Consider the following 22,464-nt stretch of genomic DNA (forward strand, 5'->3'; position numbering starts at 1 on the left):
AGTGTTATGAAAAAGATTGCATACTTACTATTAACCATATCGTTTTGCGGACTTACAGCCTGCAAAACCGGAACAAAAAAAGGAGGAAATATGGACAACGAAACGTTGGTTAAGATTGAAACAACCTTGGGAGACATCAAGGTTAAGTTGTATAACGAGACGCCTAAACATCGTGATAATTTCATTAAACTGGCGGAAGAGGGTGTTTATGAAGGAACGCTGTTCCATCGTGTTATCAAAGATTTCATGATTCAGGCAGGTGATCCGGATTCAAAGAATGCACCGAAAGGAAAGATGCTGGGAGCAGGAGATGTGGGTTACACACTTCCGGCTGAGTTTGTATATCCGAAGTATTTTCACAAAAAAGGTGCTTTGTCGGCTGCCCGTCAGGGAGACAATGTGAATCCGAAGAAGGAATCTTCCGGTTGCCAGTTCTATATTGTAACAGGTAAAGTCTACAATGATTCCACTTTGCTGGGCATGGAAAGCCAGATGAATGAAAATAAGATCAATGTTATTTTCAATACATTGGCTCAGAAGCATATGAAGGAAATCTATAAGATGCGGAAAGAGAACGATGAAAACGGTCTCTATGAATTGCAGGAAAAACTTTTTGCGCAGGCCCAGGAAGAAGCTGCCAAGCAACCGGAATTTCATTTTACACCGGAGCAGGTCGAGGCTTACACGACAGTAGGAGGTACTCCGCATTTGGACGGCGAATATACGGTCTTCGGCGAAGTGGTAGAAGGGATGGATATTGTGGATAAAATCCAGCAGGTGAAAACCGACCGTAGCGACCGCCCCGAAGAAGACGTGAAAATAGTAAAAGTAGAAGTACTAGATTAAGTAGAATGAAGATTAACAGGCATATTCTGGATAATGGGTTGCGTTTGGTACACTCGCAGGACGAAAGTACACAGATGGTAGCTCTTAATATATTATATAATGTGGGAGCACGCGACGAACATCCCGAGCATACCGGCTTCGCCCATTTGTTCGAACACTTGATGTTCGGAGGTTCGGTGAATATCCCCGATTATGATATGCCGCTGCAACTGGCAGGCGGTGAGAATAATGCCTGGACCAATAATGACATCACCAATTACTACCTCACTGTACCCCGGCAAAATGTAGAAACCGGTTTTTGGCTGGAATCTGACCGTATGCTGAGCCTCGATTTCAGTGGGCGGAGTCTGGAAGTACAGCGTGGAGTAGTAATGGAAGAATTCAAGCAACGTTGCTTGAATCAGCCTTATGGAGATGTTGGTCATCTTTTGCGCCCTTTGGCATACCGGACACATACTTATCAGTGGCCTACCATTGGGAAAGATTTGTCGCATATAGCCAATGCGACACTGGAAGAAGTGAAAGCATTCTTCTTCCGTTTCTATGCCCCGAACAATGCAATCTTGGCTGTAACGGGGAATATTGCTTTTGAAGAAGCAGTCGCATTGACGGAGAAATGGTTTGGCCCTATCCCTCGCAGGGAGGTTCCTCAACGGAATCTTCCGCAGGAACCGGAGCAGACGGAAGAAAGGCGGTTGACGGTAGAGCGAAACGTACCCCTTGATTCTTTATTCATGGCGTATCATATGTGCAGCCATGATCATCCGGATTATTATGCTTTTGATATATTGTCGGATTTGTTGAGTAACGGTCGTTCCAGTCGTTTGAATCAGCATCTGGTGCAACAAAAGCAACTGTTTTCAAGTATTGACGCTTATATCTCCGGTAGTGTGGATGCCGGATTATTCCATATCTCCGGCAAACCTTCGGCAGGTGTATCGCTGGAACAGGCGGAAGCGGCTGTGCGTGAAGAACTGGAGCGTTTGCAACAAGAACCTGTAGACGAACAGGAACTGGAAAAAGTAAAGAATAAATTCGAATCGACACAGATATTCGGCAATATCAATTATTTGAATGTCGCTACCAATCTGGCATGGTTCGAACTGTTAGGCAGAGCGGAAGACATGGAAAAGGAAGTGGACCGTTATCGCGCTGTTACTGCCGGACAGTTGCAAAGAGTTGCCCAGTCTGCTTTCCGGAAAGAGAATGGAGTGATACTTTATTATAAAAAACAAGTGTCCTGATTCTCTCCTTTGGAGTGGGACATTTTATAGAGGCAACATCGGGATGCAAAGTTGCCGGGATATGCGATTAACTACGGAAAAATAAATGAGAAATATCTATAGTATATATAAGGAACATTACAAGGCACTGCTCTCTCTCGGATTGCCCATTGTAATCGGGCAAATAGGAGTTATCGTGCTTGGTTTTGCCGATACGTTGATGATTGGACACCATAGTACGATAGAACTGGGTGCTGCCTCCTTCGTTAATAATGTATTCAATCTGGTGATTATTTTCAGCACAGGTTTCTCGTATGGGCTGACTCCTATTGTAGGAGGCTTGTATGGAACTCATCAGTATGCTCCGGCAGGACAGGCATTGCGCAACAGCTTGCTGGCAAATTTATTGGTAGCACTCTTACTCACAATTGCTATGACTGTCCTTTACTTCAATGTGGAGAATCTGGGGCAGCCGGAGGAACTTATTCCTCTGATTAAACCTTATTATCTGGTTCTGCTGGCTTCACTTGTCTTTGTGATGCTTTTCAATGGCTTCAAGCAGTTTACGGATGGAATTACGGACACTAAAACTGCCATGTGGATATTGCTCGGTGGAAACGTGCTGAATATCATTGGTAATTATATCCTGATATACGGAAAGCTGGGCTTGCCGGAAATGGGTTTGCTGGGTGCCGGTATCAGTACGCTGCTCTCGCGTATCGTGATGGTGATCGTGTTTGTTATTATCTTTATGCGGAGTCCGCGTTTTCTTCGTTTTAAACTCGGCTTTTATCGTTTGGGATGGTCTAAAGCTATCTTCGGACGTTTAAATTCTCTGGGCTGGCCGATTGCTTTTCAGATGGGGATGGAGACAGCTTCGTTCAGTTTGAGTGCGGTGATGATTGGCTGGTTGGGCACGATTGCACTGGCTTCTCATCAGGTCATGCTGGCCATTTCTCAGTTTACTTTCATGATGTATTATGGGATGGGAGCTGCTGTAGCTGTCCGTGTGAGTAACTTTAACGGGCAGGGCGATATACTCAATGTACGTCGTTCGGCTTATGCCGGTTTTCATCTGATGATGGCGTTGGGTGTTGTGCTTTCTTCTATTGTATTCCTTTGCCGCAATTATTTGGGAGGCTGGTTTACCGACAGCACCGAGGTGGCGGCTATGGTGACTTCACTGATTTTCCCATTCCTGGTATATCAGTTTGGCGATGGATTGCAGATTACCTTTGCCAATGCTTTGCGTGGAATCTCAGATGTGAAATTAATGATGCTGATTGCCTTCATTGCTTATTTCCTCATTTCGCTTCCGGTCGGTTACTTTTGCGGATTTGTGCTGGAATGGGGGATAATAGGTGTCTGGATGGCATTTCCTTTTGGGTTGACCAGTGCCGGTCTGATGTTATGGTGGCGTTTCCATCAGAAGACGAAACTTCCGTCCCCGATTCAAAATAAATAATTCAAAATCTTTATTTGCCTATGGCTTCCTTCCGCTTCACCAAACTGAAAATAACCATTGGCTATATTTTGCTGTTGGCGATTCTTCTTTTTTCTCTGGTGTTTGTGCATCAGGAAATGGAAACACTGTCGGCTGCAGACGATCAGCAGAATCTGAGAACAGACAGTCTGCTGACCCTTCTTCACGAAAAGGACCAGAATACCCTTCAGATGCTGCGGGTATTGAGCGAGGCGAATGACAGCTTGCTTTCCGCTTCAGAAATTGAAGAAATCATCTCCGAACAGCAGGATTCGGTGATTACCCAGCAACGGGTACAGCATCGGGTCATTACCAAACGCGATTCTTTGATAACTACCCCCAAAAAGAAAGGCTTTTTCAAACGCTTGGGGGAAGTGTTCGCACCTTCTAAAAAAGATACTGCCGTGTTGGTCAACACTTCTCTGGAAGTGGCTACCGATACAATTCTGGAACCTGTTAAGTCGGCGGATTCTCTTCAGCATAAGATTCGCATGGCTACCGAAGAGAAACGCTTGCAACGGCGAAGAACGATCCGGCGTACCAGTACGAGGTATCAGCGGATGAACACACAGTTGACCGCAAGAATGGATAGCCTGATTAAGGGGTATGAGGAGAAAATGACTGAACGTGCCCGTCAGGATGCGGCACTTCAGCAGGAGGTGAGGATGCGTTCGGCAAGCATCATTGCAGGCATCGCTATTGGTGCTGTATTCCTGTCTGCTTTTTTTCTGATTCTGATCATGCGGGATATCACTCGCAGCAATCGTTATCGAAGCCAGCTTGAAGAAGCGAATAAGCGGGCGGAAGATTTGCTTGTCGCCCGTGAAAAGCTGATGCTTGCTATTACCCATGACTTCAAGGCACCGTTGGGCTCTATCATGGGATATACGGAACTGTTGTCCCGGCTGACCGAAGATGAACGGCAACGATTCTACCTGGACAATATGAAGAGCTCTTCGGAACATTTACTGAAGTTAGTAAGCGACTTGCTTGATTTTCACCGTCTCGATCTTAATAAGGCAGAAGTGAACCGGATTGTTTTTAATCCGTCCCAGCTATTTGAGGAAATCCGTGTTTGCTTTGAACCGCTGACAGCGGCAAAAGGCTTGGTATTGCAATGTCATATTGCTCCGGAGTTATCGGAGAAGTATATCAGTGACCCTTTGCGCATTCAGCAGATTGTGAATAATCTCTTGTCCAATGCTGTGAAATTCACTCAGCAGGGTGAGATAACGTTATCTGTCAGTTATGATGCTTCGAAGCTGACCATTGCGGTCTCGGATACCGGAAAAGGCATGGCGTCAGAAGATCGGGAACGTATTTTTCAGGAATTTACCCGCCTTCCCGGTGCGCAGGGAGAAGAAGGATTCGGGCTGGGATTGTCTATCGTACATAAGTTGGTTCTTCTGCTTGAAGGTACCATCGATGTGCAAAGTACCTTGGGAAAAGGAAGTTGCTTCACTGTCGTGTTGCCACTCTTTCCGGTAGGTAAGTCGATTGTGGAGAATAAGCCTTTTGGAAGCAGAATCAGAAAAATACCGGCAGGTGCAGAGGTTCCCGGAGAGGATGCTTCTTCTGAAGAGAATACATTGAACGAAGAAACAGATGTTATCCCACCTATGAAGGTTATCCGTGTGCTTCTGATTGATGATGATAAGATTCAGTTGAACCTGACTGCCGCCATGCTGAAGCAACATGGCATTGATGCAGTCTGTTGTGAACAATTGGAGGAACTGACAGAACAATTGCGTTCTTCAACTTTTGATGTACTGCTGACTGATATACAGATGCCTGCCATCAACGGTTTTGATCTGGTAAAATTATTGCGTGCCTCTAATATCCCTCAGGCCCGTAATATTCCGGTAATTGCTGTCACGGCACGCAGTGAAATGGATGAAAAGGCGTTGCATGAACATGGCTTTGCCGGATGCCTGCACAAACCTTTTACAGTAAAAGAACTGTTGCTGACCTTGAATGAAGGTCAGATGGCGGCTGATGAGGCACATATAACACACGATATGCAACTGACAGCAGATGCACTACCTGAAGAGAATCCCTCGACAGAGATTGATTCAAAGCGTGAAAGTGCTCATCCTTCATTCAATTTCTCTGCACTTACCGCCTTCTCGGAAGATGACCCGGAAGCAGCACGTTCCATTATCCGGACTTTTGTCGAAGAGACCGGAAAGAATGCCGAACGGATGCAGCAGGCATTGGTTGACAGGGAGGTGGACGGAATTGCCGCCATGGCTCATAAACTGCTTCCTCTTTTTATTTTAATAGGTGCTTCTGAGTCAGTTGCTCCATTAAAATGGCTGGAGTCTTGTCGTGGAGAAGCGTTCTCCGGTGATATAGAAAAGACTGCGTTGGAAGCGCTGGAGGCAGTTCGCAAAGTAATTCGCGCTGCTGAAGATTATGGTCTGGAGGCACGTTAGATCTCAGCTACTATGTGCTTCAGGTTAAGCTCCCGGTGTACGACCTGTGCCACTCCGTTGTCACACTTGTGCCAAGGGCTTGGCACGGTTGTGCCAAAGGCGTGGCACAGTTGTGCCAAAGGCGCGGCACAGACATAGGCTAGTAGTAAAAAGAGAAGATGTCGCTGGTTTTCTCACATTTTAGCTCTTCGACAAACCTTTTTTCAAAGTAATTTGTTTACTTTGTATCACTTTTACACTGACACATCCTGCATGAAACGAAAATGGATAAGACGGGTGAGCTGGATATTGCTTACTCCTATAATACTTTTTGTAATACTAATGGTATTACTTTATATACCTCCTGTTCAGAATCTTTTGCGACGGGAGGTTACTGCGTATGCTTCTAAGGCAACCGGAATGCAGATTCAGGTAGAACGGATAGACCTTCGTTTTCCGTTAAATCTGTTGGTACGGGGAGTGGAAGTCATACAGCAGCCGGATACTTTATTGTCTTTGGAAAGCCTGAATGTTCGCGTACAGGCATGGCCGTTATTAAAGGGAAAAGTAGAAGTGGACGATGTCACTTTGAGTCAGGTGGCGGTTAATTCTGCCGACCTGATAGAAGGAATGCAGATAAAAGGTGTTCTGGGACGTTTCTTCCTGCAAAGTCATGGAGTCGATTTATCTAATGAAACAGCAGTTGTCAACCGGGCGGAGTTATCCGATACCCATATACAACTCTTGATGAATGATACCACGACTGCTCCCAAAGATACGACGGCGTCCGCGCCTGTGAATTGGAAGGTGGACCTTCATCAACTGAAGTTGAAGAATATATCATTCGATATGCAACTGCCTGCCGATTCCCTGAAGATGGCAGCCTATATAGGTGAAGCGACTGTTGACGATGCCAAAGCGGATTTAAAGAACCAGTTCTATGGGTTGAGGCAGTTTCTTTTGTCGGGTGCCTCTGCCAGTTATGATACCGGAGAAGCCGGGCCGACAGAAGGTTTTGACGCTTCCCATATGGCAGTCCGGAACATCCGTATCGGTCTGGACTCGTTGCTCTATGAAGGCAGAAACATGAATGCCGTCATTCGCGAAATAACCATGGAAGAACGTTCGGGACTGAGCATTACGTCGCTGACAGGACGACTCTTTTCTAATGATTCTATTATCCGTATTCCTGATTTGAAGCTGCAAACTCCTCATTCAGAGATCAATTTATCCGCCCAGACTTATTGGGAACTTGTGAACATTCCGACGACAGGCCGTTTATCCGCCAATTTTAGTGCCTATATAGGCAAGGAAGACGTCATGCTTTTTGCCGGCGGATTGCCTCAGACGTTCAAAGAAGCATATCCGTTCCGTCCGTTAGTGGTGCGTGCCGGTACGGATGGAAATCTGAAAGAAATGCAGATTTCACGTTTCACTGTAGATCTGCCGGGTGCTTTCTCGCTGAAAGGAGGAGGTATTTTGGAGAACCTGACAGACAGTTTGAGGCGTTCGGGTACTATTGGTCTGGATATGGTCACTCAAAATCTGAACTTTCTGACGGGACTGACCGGAGTGACACCCGATGGCTCTCTAGTGGTTCCCGATAGTATGAGCCTTAAAATGAAGATGGAGATGAACGGGCCTCAGTATAAGGCAAAGCTTGACCTTAAAGAAGGTAAAGGCAGCATGAATGTAAATGCTGCATTAAATAGCTTGACAGAGGTCTATACAGCTGACTTAAAAATAAATGACCTGCAGCTTCATAATTTCCTTCCGAAAGACTCAATCTATGAACTGTCTCTTTCGGCAGATGCCGCTGGTAGAGGATTGGATGTTATGTCTTTCCATTCTTTTGCCAAGCTGAATCTCTCCTTGGATCAGCTTCATTATGCCCGCTACCATCTTTCAAATGTCCATTTGACGGGAAATCTCAAAGGCGCTTTGGCGACGGCTCAGCTTACCAGTGACAATGAGCTTCTGAAAATGACTGCTAATGCAGAATATAATTTAGCTCACAGTTATCCGGATGGAAAAGTAACCGTTGACGTCACCCAGCTTGATTTGCACGAACTGGGGCTTATACCGAAGCCGATGAAGCGTCCGCTGGCATTCAATTTAAGCGGAGAGGCACGGCAGAACCGTGTTTTCACCCATTTCACATCCGGTGATATGAAACTGAATCTGAGTGCCCGTGCCGGTGTATATCCGCTGATTCGTCAGTCTACCCGTTTTGTCGACGTGCTGATGAAACAGATAGATGAAAAGTTATTGGATCATGCTGCTTTGCGTGAGGCATTGCCGTCCGCCATTTTCTCTTTCTCGGCAGGGAAGGAGAATCCGTTGGCATATTATATGGCAATGAAAAATATATCTTTCCATGATGCCTCCATGAAATTTGGCACAGCCCCCGATTGGGGAATCAATGGAAAAGCAGCCATTCACGCCTTGAAAGTGGATACCTTGCAGTTGGATACTGTCTTCTTCACGGTCAAGCAAGATACCACCCGCATGAACCTGCGTGCCGGAGTCATTAACGGACCGAAGAATCCCCAATTCTCTTTCACTACGATTCTGACAGGAGAGATTCGTGACCGTGATGCCGAACTGATAGCAGAATATAAGAATGGAAAAGGAGAAACCGGTGTATTGCTTGGTGTCAATGCCCGTCCGCTGGTTGGAGGACGCGGGAAAGGAGACGGACTGGCTTTTACGCTGATTCCGGCAGAACCGATTATTGCATTCCGTAAATTTCATTTCAATGAGAATCACAACTGGATATATCTGCATAAGAATATGCGTGTCTACGCCAATGTGGATATATGGGATGATGAAGGCATGGGATTCCGTGTCCATTCGGTAGAGGGGGATACGGTTTCTTTACAGAATATTGATGTTGAAATCCGGAGAATCCGTCTGGATGAAATAACGAGCGTACTGCCTTATTTCCCCGAAATAACCGGATTATTCTCAGCCGAAGCACACTACATACAGACGGAAAAAGACCTTCAGCTTTCTGCGGAAGCATCAATTGATGAACTGACTTATGAACGCCAGCGTATTGGTGATGTCACTCTGGGAGCTACGTGGTTACCGGGTGAGCAGGGAAAGCAGTATCTGAACGCTTATCTGAATCATGATAAAGTAGAAGTACTGGTAGCAGACGGTAAGCTGCTCCCTACTTCGACGGGTAAGGATAGCCTGGAAGTAAATACGACACTGGAACACTTCCCGCTGCATATAGCCAATGTCTTTATCCCCGACGAACTTGTTACGCTTGCCGGTGATATGGACGGAGAACTGAGCATTACGGGCAGTACCGAACAACCTTTAATCAACGGCGAACTGATACTGGACAGCGTATCTGTCCTGTCACGCCAGTATGGTGCTAACTTCCTGTTTGATAACCGCCCTGTACAATTGAAGAACAATCGTCTGATCTTTGATAAGTTCGCCATTTACACCACAGGAAAGAATCCGTTTACGATTGACGGTTATGTCGACTTCCGGGATATGTCCCGCCCGATGGCAAGTCTGAACCTGTTGGCGGAGAACTATACCTTATTGAATGCGAAGCGCACCCGTGAGAGCCTTGTCTACGGAAAGGTATCCGCTGATTTGCGGGCAACTATAAAAGGACCATTGGACGGGTTGAATATGCGTGGCAATCTGAATCTGTTAGGCAACACGGACGTTTCCTATGTGCTGACCGATTCACCGTTGACTGTGCAGGACCGTCTGGGAAGTCTGGTGACATTTACTTCATTCAGCGATACCACCACAGTTGTCCGCCAGGAAGTGCCTACGGTGTCTTTGGGAGGGCTGGATATGGTAATGATGGTTCATATTGACCCTTCTGTCCGCGTGAAAGTGGATTTGGATGCAAGCAATGATAACCGTGTCGAGCTGGAAGGAGGCGGTGATCTTTCGATGAAGTATACTCCGCAGGGCGACCTGACCCTGACCGGACGTTACACCCTGAGCGGTGGATTGATGAAGTATTCCTTGCCTATCATTGCTGTCAAAGAATTTGCCATTGATAACGGCAGTTACGTAGAATGGACCGGAAACCCGATGGACCCCATGCTGAACTTCAAGGCGACCGACCGTATCCGTGCTTCCGTGTCCGAAGGAGAGAATGGAGGAACGCGAATGGTTAACTTTGATGTTTCCATTGTCGTGAAGAACCGGCTGGATAATCTTTCTTTTGCGTTTGATGTAGCAGCTCCGGAAGATGCGACCATACAGAATGAACTGACTGCTATGGGAGCAGAAGAGCGGGGAAAACAGGCGCTTTATATCATGTTGATGAAAACTTATCTCGGCACCGGACCGATTGGCGGCGGAGGGGGCGGCCTCGGCAAGTTGAATATGGGTTCTGCCCTGAATTCCGTGTTGAGCAGTCAGATAAACTCGCTGATGGGTAACCTGAAGAATGCAAGCGTTTCTGTAGGTGTCGAAGATCATGATGCCTCGGATACTGGCGGCAAGCGTACGGACTATAGTTTCCGTTATTCACAACGCCTCTTTAACAACCGTTTCCAGATTGTGATCGGCGGTAAGGTATCTACAGGAGAGAATGCGACGAATGATGCCGAGTCCTTCATTGATAATATCTCTTTGGAATATCGTCTGGATCGTACGGGAACCCGTTATGTCCGTTTATTCTATGATAAAAACTACGAAAGTGTACTCGAAGGGGAGATTACGGAAACCGGAGTCGGTCTGGTACTTCGCAAGAAACTGGACAAACTCAGTGAACTGTTCATCTTTAAGAAAAAGAAGTAAGAATGAAAGATATACGTATTAACATATTAGCAGGCTGGCTGATCAGTGTAGTCTTGTTTTCGGCTTGTTCGGTGACGAAACATCTGCCCGAAGGTGAAATTCTCTATACCGGAGGAAAAACGGTGGTTGTCAATAAATCATCGACACGGGTTGGCGAAACAGCTTTGACGGAAATCAATGCAGCTTTGGCCAAAACTCCCAGTACTACCTTGCTGGGAGGCTTTCTGCCTATTCCTTTTAAAATGTGGATGTATAACGACTTTGTGAAGTATAAGAAAGGATTCGGCAAATGGATGTTTAACCGCTTTGCCGCCAATCCTCCCGTGTTTATTTCTACGGTCAATCCCGAAGTGCGTGTCAAGGTAGCTACCAATCTGCTCCGTGATTATGGATATTTCAATGGAAAGGTGACTTGCGAAACATTGGTTGATAAGAAAGACAGTCTGAAAGCAAGTCTTCTCTATACGGTAGATATGAAGAATCCTTATTTTATTGATACCGTTTATTATCAGCGTTTCACTCCCCAGACTCTGAAGATTATGGAACGTGGGCGTCGTATGTCCTACATTACCCCCGGCGAACAGTTTAATGTGGTCGATTTGGATGAAGAACGTTCCCGCATCAGTGCTCTTTTGCGTAACCGCGGATATTTTTTCTTCCGTCCGGATTATATGACTTATCAGGCGGACACCACTTTAGTGCCCGGCGGTCATATCAGCCTTCGCCTGATTCCTGTTCCGGGTTTGCCTACTGCTGCCCAACGTGCTTATTATGTGGGAGACGCTTCGGTATATCTTTTCGGAAAGAATGGAGAAGCTCCTAACGACAGTATCTTGTATAAGAATCTGAATATCCACTATTATGATAAGTTGCGGGTTCGTCCTAATATGCTTTATCGGTGGATGAATTATCAACAATTTGTGCGGAGCAAACAGATGAGAGCTTCCAACCGTACTCGCCTTTATAGCCAGTACCGTCAGGAACAGGTTCAGGAGAAACTGAGCCAGCTGGGTATATTCAGCTATCTTGATATGCAATATGCTCCCAGAGATACGACAGCCGCTTGTGATACGCTGGATGTCACTATGCAGGCTACGTTTGCCAAACCGCTGGATGCAGAACTGGAACTGAACGTGGTAACGAAGAGTAATGACCAGACTGGCCCCGGTGCTTCTTTTGGTGTCACCCGTAATAATGTATTCGGAGGTGGCGAAAGCTGGAATGTCAAATTGAAAGGATCTTACGAATGGCAAACCGGAGGCGGAGAGAAGAGCTCGCTGATGAACAGTTGGGAAATGGGACTTTCTACCTCTCTGACTTTTCCGAGAGTCGTTTTCCCGCATTTGGGTAAACGGGAATTTGACTTCCCCGCTACGACGACTTTCCGTTTGTATATCAATCAGTTGAACCGGGCTAAATACTATAAACTGCTGTCCTTCGGGGGCAATGCTACATACGATTTCCAGCCTTCCCGTACCAGCAGGCACAGTATTACCCCTTTTAAACTGACATTTAATGTCTTGCAGCATCAGTCTGAGGATTTTAAAGAAATAGCTGAAGCTAATCCTGCACTGTATGTCAGTCTTAGGAACCAGTTTATTCCGGCGATGGAATATACGTATACGTATGACAATGCTTCGGTCCGCCGGATAAAGAACCCTATCTGGTGGCAGTCTACCGTCACTTCGGCGGGTAATATCACTTCCCTTATTTACCGTGCTTTTGGCAAGCCGTTCAATGAAGAGGATAAGAGTTTGCTGGGGGCTCCGTTTGCACAGTTTGTGAAGTTGAATACGGAGTTGCGTCATTTGTGGAACATAGATAAGAATAATGCGATAGCCAGCCGCATGGCAGTAGGTGCACTGTTTACTTATGGCAATGCCACGATAGCTCCCTATAGTGAACAATTTTATGTAGGTGGTGCCAATAGTATCCGTGCTTTTACAGTGCGCAGCGTCGGTCCGGGCGGTTATCATCCGGAAGAGGGAAAATATTCCTATCTCGATCAGACAGGAACCTTCCGTTTTGAGGCGAACGTGGAATATCGTTTCCGCATTTTCAAGAGTTTTTGGGGAGCCACTTTTCTGGATGCCGGAAACGTGTGGTTATTGCGTAAGGACAGGAAACTTTTAGCTGATGGAACAGAAGCACGCCCCAATTCACAACTTCGTCTGAAAACTTTTCCTAAACAAATCGCTTTGGGAACCGGTGTCGGTATCCGTTATGACATGGATATTCTTGTATTCCGTCTCGACTTTGGTATTCCTCTGCATCTGCCTTATGATACGGACCGTAGCGGTTATTATAATGTAACCGGAGCTTTCTTAAAGAATTTGGGAATACATTTTGCTATCGGTTACCCGTTCTAATGAATGATTTTTGTACGATATTAGTGAAGAATGATTGATATTTGTCCTGTTGGATTCAACTATTTTCGTAAATTTGCAACGAAATCTGATGCCGTTGACATCACTAACCTTTTAATATTACACAATTTATGAAACCAACTTTATTCTTATTGGCTGCTGGTATGGGTAGCCGTTATGGAGGCTTGAAACAATTGGACGGACTGGGTCCGAATGGCGAAACTATTATGGATTACTCTATCTATGATGCTATCAATGCCGGTTTTGGTAAGCTTGTATTTGTAATCCGCAAAGATTTTGAACAGGATTTCCGCGAAAAGATTATTTCTAAATACGAAGGCCATATTCCTTGCGAATTGGTATTCCAGTCTATCAATGATCTTCCGGAAGGCTTCACATGTCCGGCAGACCGTACAAAACCATGGGGTACAAACCATGCGGTAATGATGGGAGCTGATGTGATTAGTGAACCGTTTGCGGTAATCAACTGTGATGACTTCTATGGTCGTGACTCATTTCAGGTAATGGGCAAATTCCTGTCTGTTCTTCCCGAAAACTCCAAGAACGTTTATTCAATGGTAGGCTTCCGTGTAGGAAATACCTTGAGCGAAAGCGGTACGGTATCTCGCGGTATCTGCGGTACAGATGCCAACAACTTGCTGACTTCAGTTGTTGAGCGTACGAAGATTCAACGTATGGACGGAGAAGTAAAATATATCGATGATAACGGTGAATGGACCGCTACTCCTGATACAACTCCGGTAAGTATGAATTTCTGGGGCTTTACTCCCGACTACTTTGCCTATAGCCAAGAGTTCTTCAAAACATTCCTGAGCGATCCGAAGAACATGGAGAACCTGAAGAGCGAATTCTTTATCCCATTGATGGTGGATAAATTGATCAATGACGGAACTGCAACTGTGGAAGTTCTGGATACTACCAGCAAATGGTTTGGTGTGACTTATCCGGAAGACCGTCAGAGCGTAGTAGATAAGATTCAGGCATTGGTAGATGCCGGTGAATATCCTGCTAAATTGTTCTAAAGAAAAGCTTTTGATAAAGATAGGAAGCAGTCATTCATAGGAATGACTGCTTTTTTTGTCTGTCATAACGGATAATACTACCCTTTTTCCAATAATTATTCATTATCTTTGCAATCCAAAATCTTATAAATCAGAGACAGAAGTGATTTCAGTAGAAGGACTATCAGTAGAATTTAATGCGACACCGCTCTTTGCGGACGTCAGCTATGTTATCAATAAAAAAGACCGTATCGCGTTGGTCGGTAAAAACGGTGCGGGCAAATCGACTATGCTGAAAATATTGGCAGGTCTGCAAAACCCGACTCATGGCGTAGTAGCCGTTCCCAAAGATGTAACGATTGGTTATCTGCCACAGGTGATGATCCTTTCGGATGTCCGTACGGTGATGGAGGAAGCAGAGCTAGCCTTCGAGCACATTTTCGAACTTCAGGCAAATCTAGAACGGATGAACCAGCAGCTTGCCGACCGAACCGACTATGAATCCGAAGAATACCATCAGTTAATAGACCGCTTCACACATGAAAACGACCGCTTCCTGATGATGGGCGGAACCAACTTTCAGGCGGAAATAGAACGTACCCTGTTGGGATTGGGGTTCAGTAGAGAAGACTTTACTCGTCCGACTTCCGAGTTTTCCGGTGGATGGCGTATGCGTATCGAGCTTGCAAAGCTTTTACTTCGCCGTCCGGATGTACTTCTGCTCGACGAGCCGACCAACCACTTGGATATCGAAAGTATACAATGGCTGGAAAATTTCCTGTCTACCCGTGCCAATGCCGTAGTACTGGTCAGCCATGACCGTGCATTTCTCAATAATGTAACTACTCGTACCATTGAGATTACTTGCGGTCAGATTTACGACTATAAAGTGAAGTATGATGAGTTCGTCGTATTACGCAAAGAACGTCGTGAACAGCAACTCCGTGCTTACGAGAATCAACAGAAACAGATACAGGATACGGAAGACTTTATCGAACGTTTCCGTTATAAGGCAACCAAAGCCGTACAGGTACAAAGCCGTATCAAACAACTGGAAAAAATAGACCGCATTGAAGTGGACGAGGAAGACAACTCTTCCCTCCGTTTGAAATTCCCCCCTGCCAGCCGTAGCGGAAATTATCCGGTTATTTGCGAAGATGTACGTAAGGCATACGGACATCATGTTGTTTTCCACGATGTGAATCTGACGATTAACAGAGGAGAAAAAGTAGCATTTGTCGGAAAGAACGGAGAAGGTAAGTCCACACTGGTAAAATGTATTATGGGCGAGATTGATTTTGATGGCAAACTGACGATTGGGCATAACGTACAGATCGGCTACTTTGCACAGAATCAAGCGCAGATGCTGGATGAGAACGTGACGGTATTTGATACGATCGACCGGGTGGCGACGGGGGATATCCGGTTGAAGATACGTGATATTCTGGGTGCTTTCATGTTTGGCGGTGAAGCTTCGGATAAGAAAGTAAAAGTGCTTTCCGGCGGAGAACGTACCCGTCTGGCTATGATTAAGCTGTTGCTGGAGCCGGTGAACTTCCTGATTCTGGACGAACCTACCAACCATCTGGATATGCGTTCCAAAGATGTATTGAAGGAAGCTATCCGAGAATTTGACGGAACAGTGATACTTGTCAGCCATGACCGTGATTTTCTGGACGGACTTGCGACTAAAGTATATGAGTTCGGAGGTGGAACAGTGAAAGAACATTTGGGTGGCATCTACGATTTTCTGCAAAAGAAGAAGATCGATAGCCTGAATGAACTTCAGAAAAGTGCTTCTCTTTCAGCTTCTCCTACCGCGTCTGCCAAAGGTAACGAAGCGGATTCGGAGCAGCCTTCAGAGAACAAACTTTCGTATGAGGCGCAGAAGGAACTTAACAAAAAGATAAAAAAACTCGAACGGCAGGTAGCCGATTGTGAAGCTTCGATAGAAGAAACAGAATCTGCCATCGCTATTTTGGAAGCAAAGATGGCAACTCCCGAAGGAGCATCAGATATGCAACTGTACGAACGGCATCAGAAGTTGAAGCAGCAATTGGATACCACTGTTGAAGAATGGGAACGTGTTTCGATGGAGTTGGAAGAAGTGAAAAACTAATTTATTATACAATATGAAAGTAACCAAGTATTTACCAATTCTTGCCGTATGCCTTATGACAACAGGATGTAATAGCAAGAAAGAGGCCGTACTAACGTCCGGTATCGACCTTGCTAATCTGGATACCACGGCAATGCCGGGTACAAGTTTTTATCAGTATGCCTGTGGTGGATGGATTGAAAGTCATCCGCTGACAGACGAGTATTCACGTTTCGGCTCTTTCGATATGCTTCACGAGAAAAGCCGTGAACAGTTGAAGGAACTGATTGCCGAACTGGCTGCAAAGACGGATAACGCTCCGGGCAGCGCTGCTCAGAAAGTGGGTGATCTTTATAATATCGCTATGGACAGCGTGAAACTGAACAAAGAAGGAGCGGCTCCGATCAAAGAAGAAATGGAGGCCATCAATGCACTCAAAGATAAGGAAGAGATTTATACCTACATCGCCGAAAGTCAGAAGAAAGGAATACGTCCTTACTTTACCATGTTTGTAAGTGCGGATGATATGAACAGTTCCATGAATATGGTTCAGACCTATCAGGGCGGTCTCGGAATGGGACAGCGCGATTATTATCTGGAAGATGACGAACAGACTAAAAACATCCGCGACAAATATAAGGAACATCTCGTTAAAATGTTCCAGTTGGCTGGCTATGACGAAGCTACCGCACAGAAAGCAATGACTGCCGTAATGAATATCGAAACACGTCTTGCCAAAGCTGCCCGCTCACAGGTAGAGTTGCGTGACCCGCATGCCAACTATAATAAGATGGATATGGAAACGCTGAAAAAGAACTTCCCTACTTTCAACTGGGATGTTTACTTCACTACTTCCGGGCTGAAAGACCTGAAAGAAGTGAATATCGGTCAGCCCGCAGCCATGAAGGAAGTGGCCGATATCATAAACACAGTACCTCTTGAAGATCAGAAGTTCTATCTTCAATGGAATCTGATCGATGCAGCAGCCTCTTTCCTGAGCGATGATTTTGTAGCACAGAACTTTGACTTCTATAGCAGAACCATGTCCGGCAAGAAAGAAATGCAGCCTCGTTGGAAACGCGCGGTAAGTACCGTAGACGGCTCTTTGGGCGAAGTCGTAGGACAGATGTATGTAGAGAAATATTTCCCTGCCGCTGCCAAAGAACGTATGGTTGCACTGGTGAAGAACCTGCAGAGCTCTTTGGGTGAGCGTATTAAAGCATTGGAATGGATGAGCGAACCGACAAAGGTGAAAGCGCTGGAGAAACTGGCTACCTTCCATGTAAAGATCGGTTATCCGGATAAATGGAAAGATTACTCTGCTCTGGAAATCAAAGATGATTCTTATTGGGCCAATATCGAACGTGCCAGCCAATGGGATTTCAATGATATGATTGCTAAAGCAGGCAAACCGGTTGACAAGGACGAATGGTTGATGACACCTCAGACGGTGAATGCTTATTATAACCCGACAACCAACGAAATCTGTTTCCCTGCCGCTATTCTGCAGGCTCCGTTCTTCGATATGAACGCTGATGATGCGATGAACTACGGTGCTATCGGTGTGGTAATCGGTCATGAAATGACTCACGGATTCGACGATCAGGGTCGCCAATACGACAAAGACGGTAACTTGAAAGACTGGTGGACGGAAGAAGATGCCAAAAAGTTCGAAGAACGTGCTCAGGTAATGGTGAACTTCTTTGACAGTATCGAAGTGGCTCCCGGTGTGCATGGTAACGGTGAACTGACTTTGGGAGAGAACATAGCCGACCATGGTGGCTTGCAGGTTTCTTTCCAGGCTTTCAAGAAAGCTATGGAAGCAGCACCACTGGAAGTTGTTGACGGATTTACTCCCGAACAGCGTTTCTTCCTCGCTTATGCTAACGTATGGGCAGGACATATCCGTCCGGAAGAGATTCTCCGACTGACCAAACTCGATCCTCACTCTTTAGGAAAATGGCGTGTGGACGGTGCGCTGCCTCATATCCAGAATTGGTACGAAGCATTCAATATCACCGAACATGATCCTATGTTCGTAGCTAAAGACAAACGTGTGTCTATCTGGTAATATTTATTGATTATAACTAATATGCGCAAAGAGGCGTTGACTTTCCACTTGGAATAGTCAACGCTTTTTTTTATTAATTCACACCTTATTTATTACGTACGATAAACAATATTTCGTAACTTTGCACACCAAATACTTAATAAGCAATTCAATGTCAGAGTCTAAAAGAATAAAAACTGCATTGGTATCTGTATACCATAAGGAAGGTTTGGATGAAATTATTACCAAACTTTACGAAGAAGGAGTAGAGTTTCTGTCAACAGGCGGAACTCGTCAGTTTATTGAATCACTAGGATATCCTTGTAAGGCAGTGGAAGATTTGACCACTTATCCTTCAATTCTGGGTGGCAGAGTGAAGACATTACATCCGAAAATCTTCGGAGGTATCCTTTGCCGTCGTGATCTGGAACAGGATATTCAACAGATTGAAAAGTATGAAATCCCCGAAATAGATTTGGTTATTGTCGACTTGTATCCGTTTGAAGCTACCGTAGCTTCCGGCGCATCCGAAGCAGACATCATTGAAAAAATCGATATAGGTGGAATCTCTTTGATTCGTGCTGCCGCCAAGAACTACAACGATGTGATCATCGTAGCTTCTCAGGCTCAATATAAACCATTGCTGGATATGTTGATGGAACACGGTGCTACTTCTTCGCTCGAAGAACGCCGCTGGATGGCAAAAGAAGCATTTGCCGTTTCTTCTCACTACGATTCAGCTATCTTCAATTATTTCGATGCCGGCGAAGGTTCTGCTTTCCGCTGTTCGGTAAACAGCCAGAAGCAACTCCGTTACGGTGAAAACCCTCATCAGAAAGGTTACTTCTACGGAAATCTGGATGCTATGTTCGACCAGATTCACGGTAAGGAAATCTCATATAACAACCTCTTGGATATCAATGCTGCCGTTGATTTGATCGACGAGTACGAAGATCTGACTTTCGCTATCCTGAAACATAACAATGCTTGTGGTCTGGCTTCCCGTTCTACCGTACTGGATGCATGGACAGATGCGTTGGCGGGAGACCCGGTTTCTGCTTTCGGAGGTGTATTGATAACCAACGGAGTGATTGACAAAGCAGCTGCTGAGGAGATCAACAAGATTTTCTTCGAAGTAATTATCGCGCCGGACTATGACGTAGACGCACTCGAGATTCTGGGACAGAAAAAGAACCGCATCATTCTGGTTCGCAAAGAAGCCAAATTGCCGAAGAAGCAATTCCGTGCTTTGCTGAACGGTGTATTGGTGCAGGATAAAGATACGAATATAGAAACGGTGGCTGATTTGAGAACGGTGACAGACAAAGCTCCTACTCCGGAAGAAGTAGAAGATATGTTGTTTGCCAACAAGATCGTAAAGAACAGCAAGTCAAACGCTATTGTGCTGGCCAAAGGTAAACAGCTTCTCGCAAGCGGTGTGGGACAGACTTCACGTGTAGACGCCCTGAAACAAGCAATTGAAAAAGCCAAGTCATTCGGATTCGATCTGCATGGTGCGGTAATGGCGTCAGATGCCTTCTTCCCTTTCCCGGATTGCGTGGAAATTGCGGATAAAGAAGGTATTACAGCAGTCATCCAACCGGGTGGATCAGTGAAAGACGATCTTACTTTTGCATACTGCAACGAGCACGGTATGGCAATGGTGACTACTGGTATCCGTCATTTTAAACACTAATATTAATGAAGAGTGAAGAACTAATAATGAAAAATGCCTGTCCATAACAGCATTCCCCATTCTTAATTCTTCATTCTTAATTCTTCATTTAAAAATATGGGATTATTCTCTTTTACACAAGAAATAGCGATGGACTTGGGAACAGCCAATACCATCATCATCACAAATGGGAAAATTGTGGTGGATGAGCCTTCGGTTGTGGCCTTGGATCGCCGTACAGATAAGATGATCGCCGTTGGGGAAAAGGCGAAGTTGATGCACGAAAAGACCCACGAAAATATACGTACTATTCGTCCGTTGAGGGATGGAGTGATCGCCGACTTCTATGCTTGCGAGCAAATGATGCGCGGTTTGATTAAACAAGTAAATACTCGTAATCACTTGTTCTCACCGTCTCTCCGTATGGTGATCGGTGTACCGTCGGGAAGTACGGAAGTAGAACTCCGTGCCGTTCGTGACTCAGCAGAGCATGCCGGCGGACGTGACGTCTATCTGATATTCGAACCGATGGCTGCGGCGATCGGTATCGGTATTGATGTAGAAGCGCCCGAAGGAAACATGATCGTGGATATAGGTGGTGGATCTACTGAAATTGCCGTTATCTCTTTGGGAGGTATCGTTTCCAACAACTCTATCCGTATCGCCGGAGATGATCTGACCGCAGATATCCAGGAATATATGAGCCGTCAGCACAATGTGAAAGTCAGCGAACGTATGGCAGAACGTATTAAGATCAATGTAGGTGCTGCCCTGACCGAGCTTGGCGATGACGCTCCGGAAGATTATATCGTTCATGGTCCGAATCGTATTACAGCTCTTCCGATGGAAGTGCCCGTATGCTATCAGGAAGTGGCACACTGTCTGGAGAAATCCATTTCCAAGGTAGAGACAGCCATCCTGAGCGCATTGGAAAATACGCCGCCCGAACTATATGCGGATATCGTACACAATGGTATCTATCTTGCCGGTGGTGGTGCATTGCTTCGCGGACTGGACAAGCGTTTGACGGATAAGATTAACATACCTTTCCACATTGCTGAAGATCCTTTGCACGCGGTAGCCAAAGGTACAGGTGTGGCATTAAAGAATGTAGACCGTTTCTCTTTCTTGATGAGATAAAATAATACGGATCATTATTCATGCGGAATTTAATAAACTTCCTTTTGAAATACAATTACTGGTTCCTCTTCATCGTATTAGAGGTAGCCAGTTTTGTTTTGTTATTTCGGTTCAACAGCTACCAGCAGAGTACTTTTTTCACTTCTGCCAATGTGGTTGTAGGGGCAGTTTATGAAGTTTCGGGAGGAATAAGCTCTTATTTTCATCTTAAGTCGGTCAACGAAGACTTGCTGGACCGTAACATGGCACTCGAACAACAAATCACTAATCTGGAAAAGGCGTTGCGGGAGCATCAGGTAGATTCTGTCACTGTAAACAGTATCAAGGAGATACCTCAGACAGATTATCAGTTGTTCAAAGCACGTGTCATAAAGAACAGTCTGAATCAGGCGGATAATTACATTACGCTCGATCAAGGCTCTTCTTCCGGCATCTGCCCTGAAATGGGAGTGGTGGATGGAAACGGAATTGTGGGAATTGTTTATGAAACATCCCCTTCCTATTCGGTAGTGATTTCGGTGTTGAACAGTAAGTCGAATGTCAGTTGCAAGATTGTCGGAAGTGATTATTTCGGTTATCTGAAGTGGGAACATGGAGATTCCCGGTATGCTTATCTGAAAGATTTGCCTCGTCATGCAGAGTTTAATCTGGGTGATACAGTAGTGACAAGCGGCTTTTCTACCGTATTCCCCGAGGGAATCATGGTCGGAACAGTTGATGATATGTCCGACTCACATGACGGGTTGTCTTATTTGTTGAAAATCAAGTTGGCTACCGATTTCGGAAAGGTGAGTGATGTGCGGGTGATAGCCCGGAACGGTCAGCAGGAACAGAAAGAACTGGAAAATAAGACTACGAAATAATGATAATTACCTATATACATAGAATTGGATGGTTCGTCGGGCTGGTACTTCTTCAGGTGCTTATCCTGAACAATGTACATATTGCCGGATATGCTACTCCTTTTCTCTACATTTACTTTATACTGAAGTTCGCTTCCGGAACTTCCCGGAATGAATTGATGCTGTGGGCTTTCTTTTTCGGACTAACCATTGATATCTTTGCCGATACTCCGGGGATGAATGCTGCGGCAACCGTGTTGCTGGCCTTTCTGCGTCCGTCATTGCTGCGTCTGTTTACTCCGCGTGACAATCTGGACAGTATCATCCCGTCTTTCAAGAGCATGGGTATTACTCCTTTTCTGAAATATACCACGGCAAGCGTTTTCGTGCATAGTCTGGCATTACTCAGCATTGAGTTCTTCTCATTTACCAGCATCTGGCTGTTGTTATTGCGGGTGATCTCATGCACCCTTCTGACTTTAACCTGCATTCTTGCTGTAGAAGGAATAAGGAGATAGGA

General features: G+C 45.4%; 13 protein-coding genes. All 13 read left to right on the forward strand.

Annotated features, from left to right (window positions below; genetic code table 11):
- The first annotated feature begins 6 nt into the window (after window positions 1-6).
- The 13 genes from HMPREF2794_RS12675 (at window position 7) to mreD (ending at window position 22,462) form a co-directional block, all read left to right on the forward strand.
- Entirely contained in the window at window positions 7-846 is an 840-nt protein-coding gene (locus tag HMPREF2794_RS12675; protein WP_010536443.1) for a peptidylprolyl isomerase, read from the forward strand.
- A gap of 5 nt (window positions 847-851) precedes the next feature.
- The gene (locus HMPREF2794_RS12680) at window positions 852-2,090 is read left to right on the forward strand and encodes a M16 family metallopeptidase (RefSeq protein WP_055270975.1); all 1,239 of its coding nucleotides are present in this window, start codon (window positions 852-854) and stop codon (window positions 2,088-2,090) included.
- An 85-nt stretch (window positions 2,091-2,175) separates the two neighbouring features.
- Complete coding sequence (locus HMPREF2794_RS12685) at window positions 2,176-3,534, forward strand: MATE family efflux transporter (RefSeq protein WP_070751628.1); 1,359 nt, start codon at window positions 2,176-2,178, stop codon at window positions 3,532-3,534.
- 20 nt (window positions 3,535-3,554) lie between these two features.
- On the forward strand, window positions 3,555-5,987 hold the full coding sequence (locus HMPREF2794_RS12690) for a hybrid sensor histidine kinase/response regulator (RefSeq protein WP_070751629.1): 2,433 nt from the start codon (window positions 3,555-3,557) through the stop codon (window positions 5,985-5,987).
- 252 nt (window positions 5,988-6,239) lie between these two features.
- Window positions 6,240-10,751 carry a translocation/assembly module TamB domain-containing protein gene (locus tag HMPREF2794_RS12695; protein ID WP_168166604.1) on the forward strand — a complete coding sequence of 1,504 codons (4,512 nt, stop codon included), beginning with the start codon at window positions 6,240-6,242 and terminating at the stop codon, window positions 10,749-10,751.
- 2 nt (window positions 10,752-10,753) lie between these two features.
- The gene (locus tag HMPREF2794_RS12700) at window positions 10,754-13,120 is read left to right on the forward strand and encodes a translocation and assembly module lipoprotein TamL (RefSeq protein WP_010536448.1); all 2,367 of its coding nucleotides are present in this window, start codon (window positions 10,754-10,756) and stop codon (window positions 13,118-13,120) included.
- Between the two features lie 128 nt (window positions 13,121-13,248).
- Window positions 13,249-14,160, forward strand: a complete 912-nt coding sequence (locus tag HMPREF2794_RS12705; RefSeq protein ID WP_070751631.1) for a nucleotidyltransferase family protein — start codon at window positions 13,249-13,251, stop codon at window positions 14,158-14,160.
- Between the two features lie 142 nt (window positions 14,161-14,302).
- Window positions 14,303-16,258 carry an ABC-F family ATP-binding cassette domain-containing protein gene (locus tag HMPREF2794_RS12710; RefSeq protein ID WP_010536450.1) on the forward strand — a complete coding sequence of 652 codons (1,956 nt, stop codon included), beginning with the start codon at window positions 14,303-14,305 and terminating at the stop codon, window positions 16,256-16,258.
- Between the two features lie 13 nt (window positions 16,259-16,271).
- Window positions 16,272-18,308: a M13 family metallopeptidase gene (locus HMPREF2794_RS12715; RefSeq protein ID WP_010536451.1), complete on the forward strand. Its 2,037-nt coding sequence runs from the start codon at window positions 16,272-16,274 to the stop codon at window positions 18,306-18,308.
- 151 nt (window positions 18,309-18,459) lie between these two features.
- Window positions 18,460-19,983, forward strand: a complete 1,524-nt coding sequence (gene purH, locus HMPREF2794_RS12720) for a bifunctional phosphoribosylaminoimidazolecarboxamide formyltransferase/IMP cyclohydrolase (RefSeq protein WP_010536452.1) — start codon at window positions 18,460-18,462, stop codon at window positions 19,981-19,983.
- A 96-nt stretch (window positions 19,984-20,079) separates the two neighbouring features.
- A complete protein-coding gene (locus tag HMPREF2794_RS12725) occupies window positions 20,080-21,102 on the forward strand; it encodes a rod shape-determining protein (protein WP_008762747.1) in 1,023 nt (340 codons plus the stop codon).
- A gap of 20 nt (window positions 21,103-21,122) precedes the next feature.
- A complete protein-coding gene (mreC, locus tag HMPREF2794_RS12730; protein ID WP_070751632.1) occupies window positions 21,123-21,965 on the forward strand; it encodes a rod shape-determining protein MreC in 843 nt (280 codons plus the stop codon).
- Window positions 21,965-22,462 (forward strand): rod shape-determining protein MreD, encoded by a 498-nt coding sequence (mreD, locus tag HMPREF2794_RS12735; protein ID WP_010536454.1) that lies wholly within the window; start codon window positions 21,965-21,967, stop codon window positions 22,460-22,462. Before mreC ends, mreD begins: the two co-directional genes overlap by 1 nt.
- Window positions 22,463-22,464: the final 2 nt, after the last annotated feature.

Origin of the sequence: Bacteroides sp. HMSC067B03 (assembly GCF_001811315.1) — a bacterium.
Classification (GTDB): domain Bacteria; phylum Bacteroidota; class Bacteroidia; order Bacteroidales; family Bacteroidaceae; genus Bacteroides; species Bacteroides faecis.

Coding starts and splice junctions, on each gene's coding strand:
- HMPREF2794_RS12675 (WP_010536443.1), top strand. CDS start 7: ATGAAAAAGATTGCATACTTACTATTAACCATATCGTTTTGCGGACTT.
- HMPREF2794_RS12680 (WP_055270975.1), top strand. CDS start 852: ATGAAGATTAACAGGCATATTCTGGATAATGGGTTGCGTTTGGTACAC.
- HMPREF2794_RS12685 (WP_070751628.1), top strand. CDS start 2,176: ATGAGAAATATCTATAGTATATATAAGGAACATTACAAGGCACTGCTC.
- HMPREF2794_RS12690 (WP_070751629.1), top strand. CDS start 3,555: ATGGCTTCCTTCCGCTTCACCAAACTGAAAATAACCATTGGCTATATT.
- HMPREF2794_RS12695 (WP_168166604.1), top strand. CDS start 6,240: ATGAAACGAAAATGGATAAGACGGGTGAGCTGGATATTGCTTACTCCT.
- HMPREF2794_RS12700 (WP_010536448.1), top strand. CDS start 10,754: ATGAAAGATATACGTATTAACATATTAGCAGGCTGGCTGATCAGTGTA.
- HMPREF2794_RS12705 (WP_070751631.1), top strand. CDS start 13,249: ATGAAACCAACTTTATTCTTATTGGCTGCTGGTATGGGTAGCCGTTAT.
- HMPREF2794_RS12715 (WP_010536451.1), top strand. CDS start 16,272: ATGAAAGTAACCAAGTATTTACCAATTCTTGCCGTATGCCTTATGACA.
- purH (WP_010536452.1), top strand. CDS start 18,460: ATGTCAGAGTCTAAAAGAATAAAAACTGCATTGGTATCTGTATACCAT.
- HMPREF2794_RS12725 (WP_008762747.1), top strand. CDS start 20,080: ATGGGATTATTCTCTTTTACACAAGAAATAGCGATGGACTTGGGAACA.
- mreC (WP_070751632.1), top strand. CDS start 21,123: ATGCGGAATTTAATAAACTTCCTTTTGAAATACAATTACTGGTTCCTC.
- mreD (WP_010536454.1), top strand. CDS start 21,965: ATGATAATTACCTATATACATAGAATTGGATGGTTCGTCGGGCTGGTA.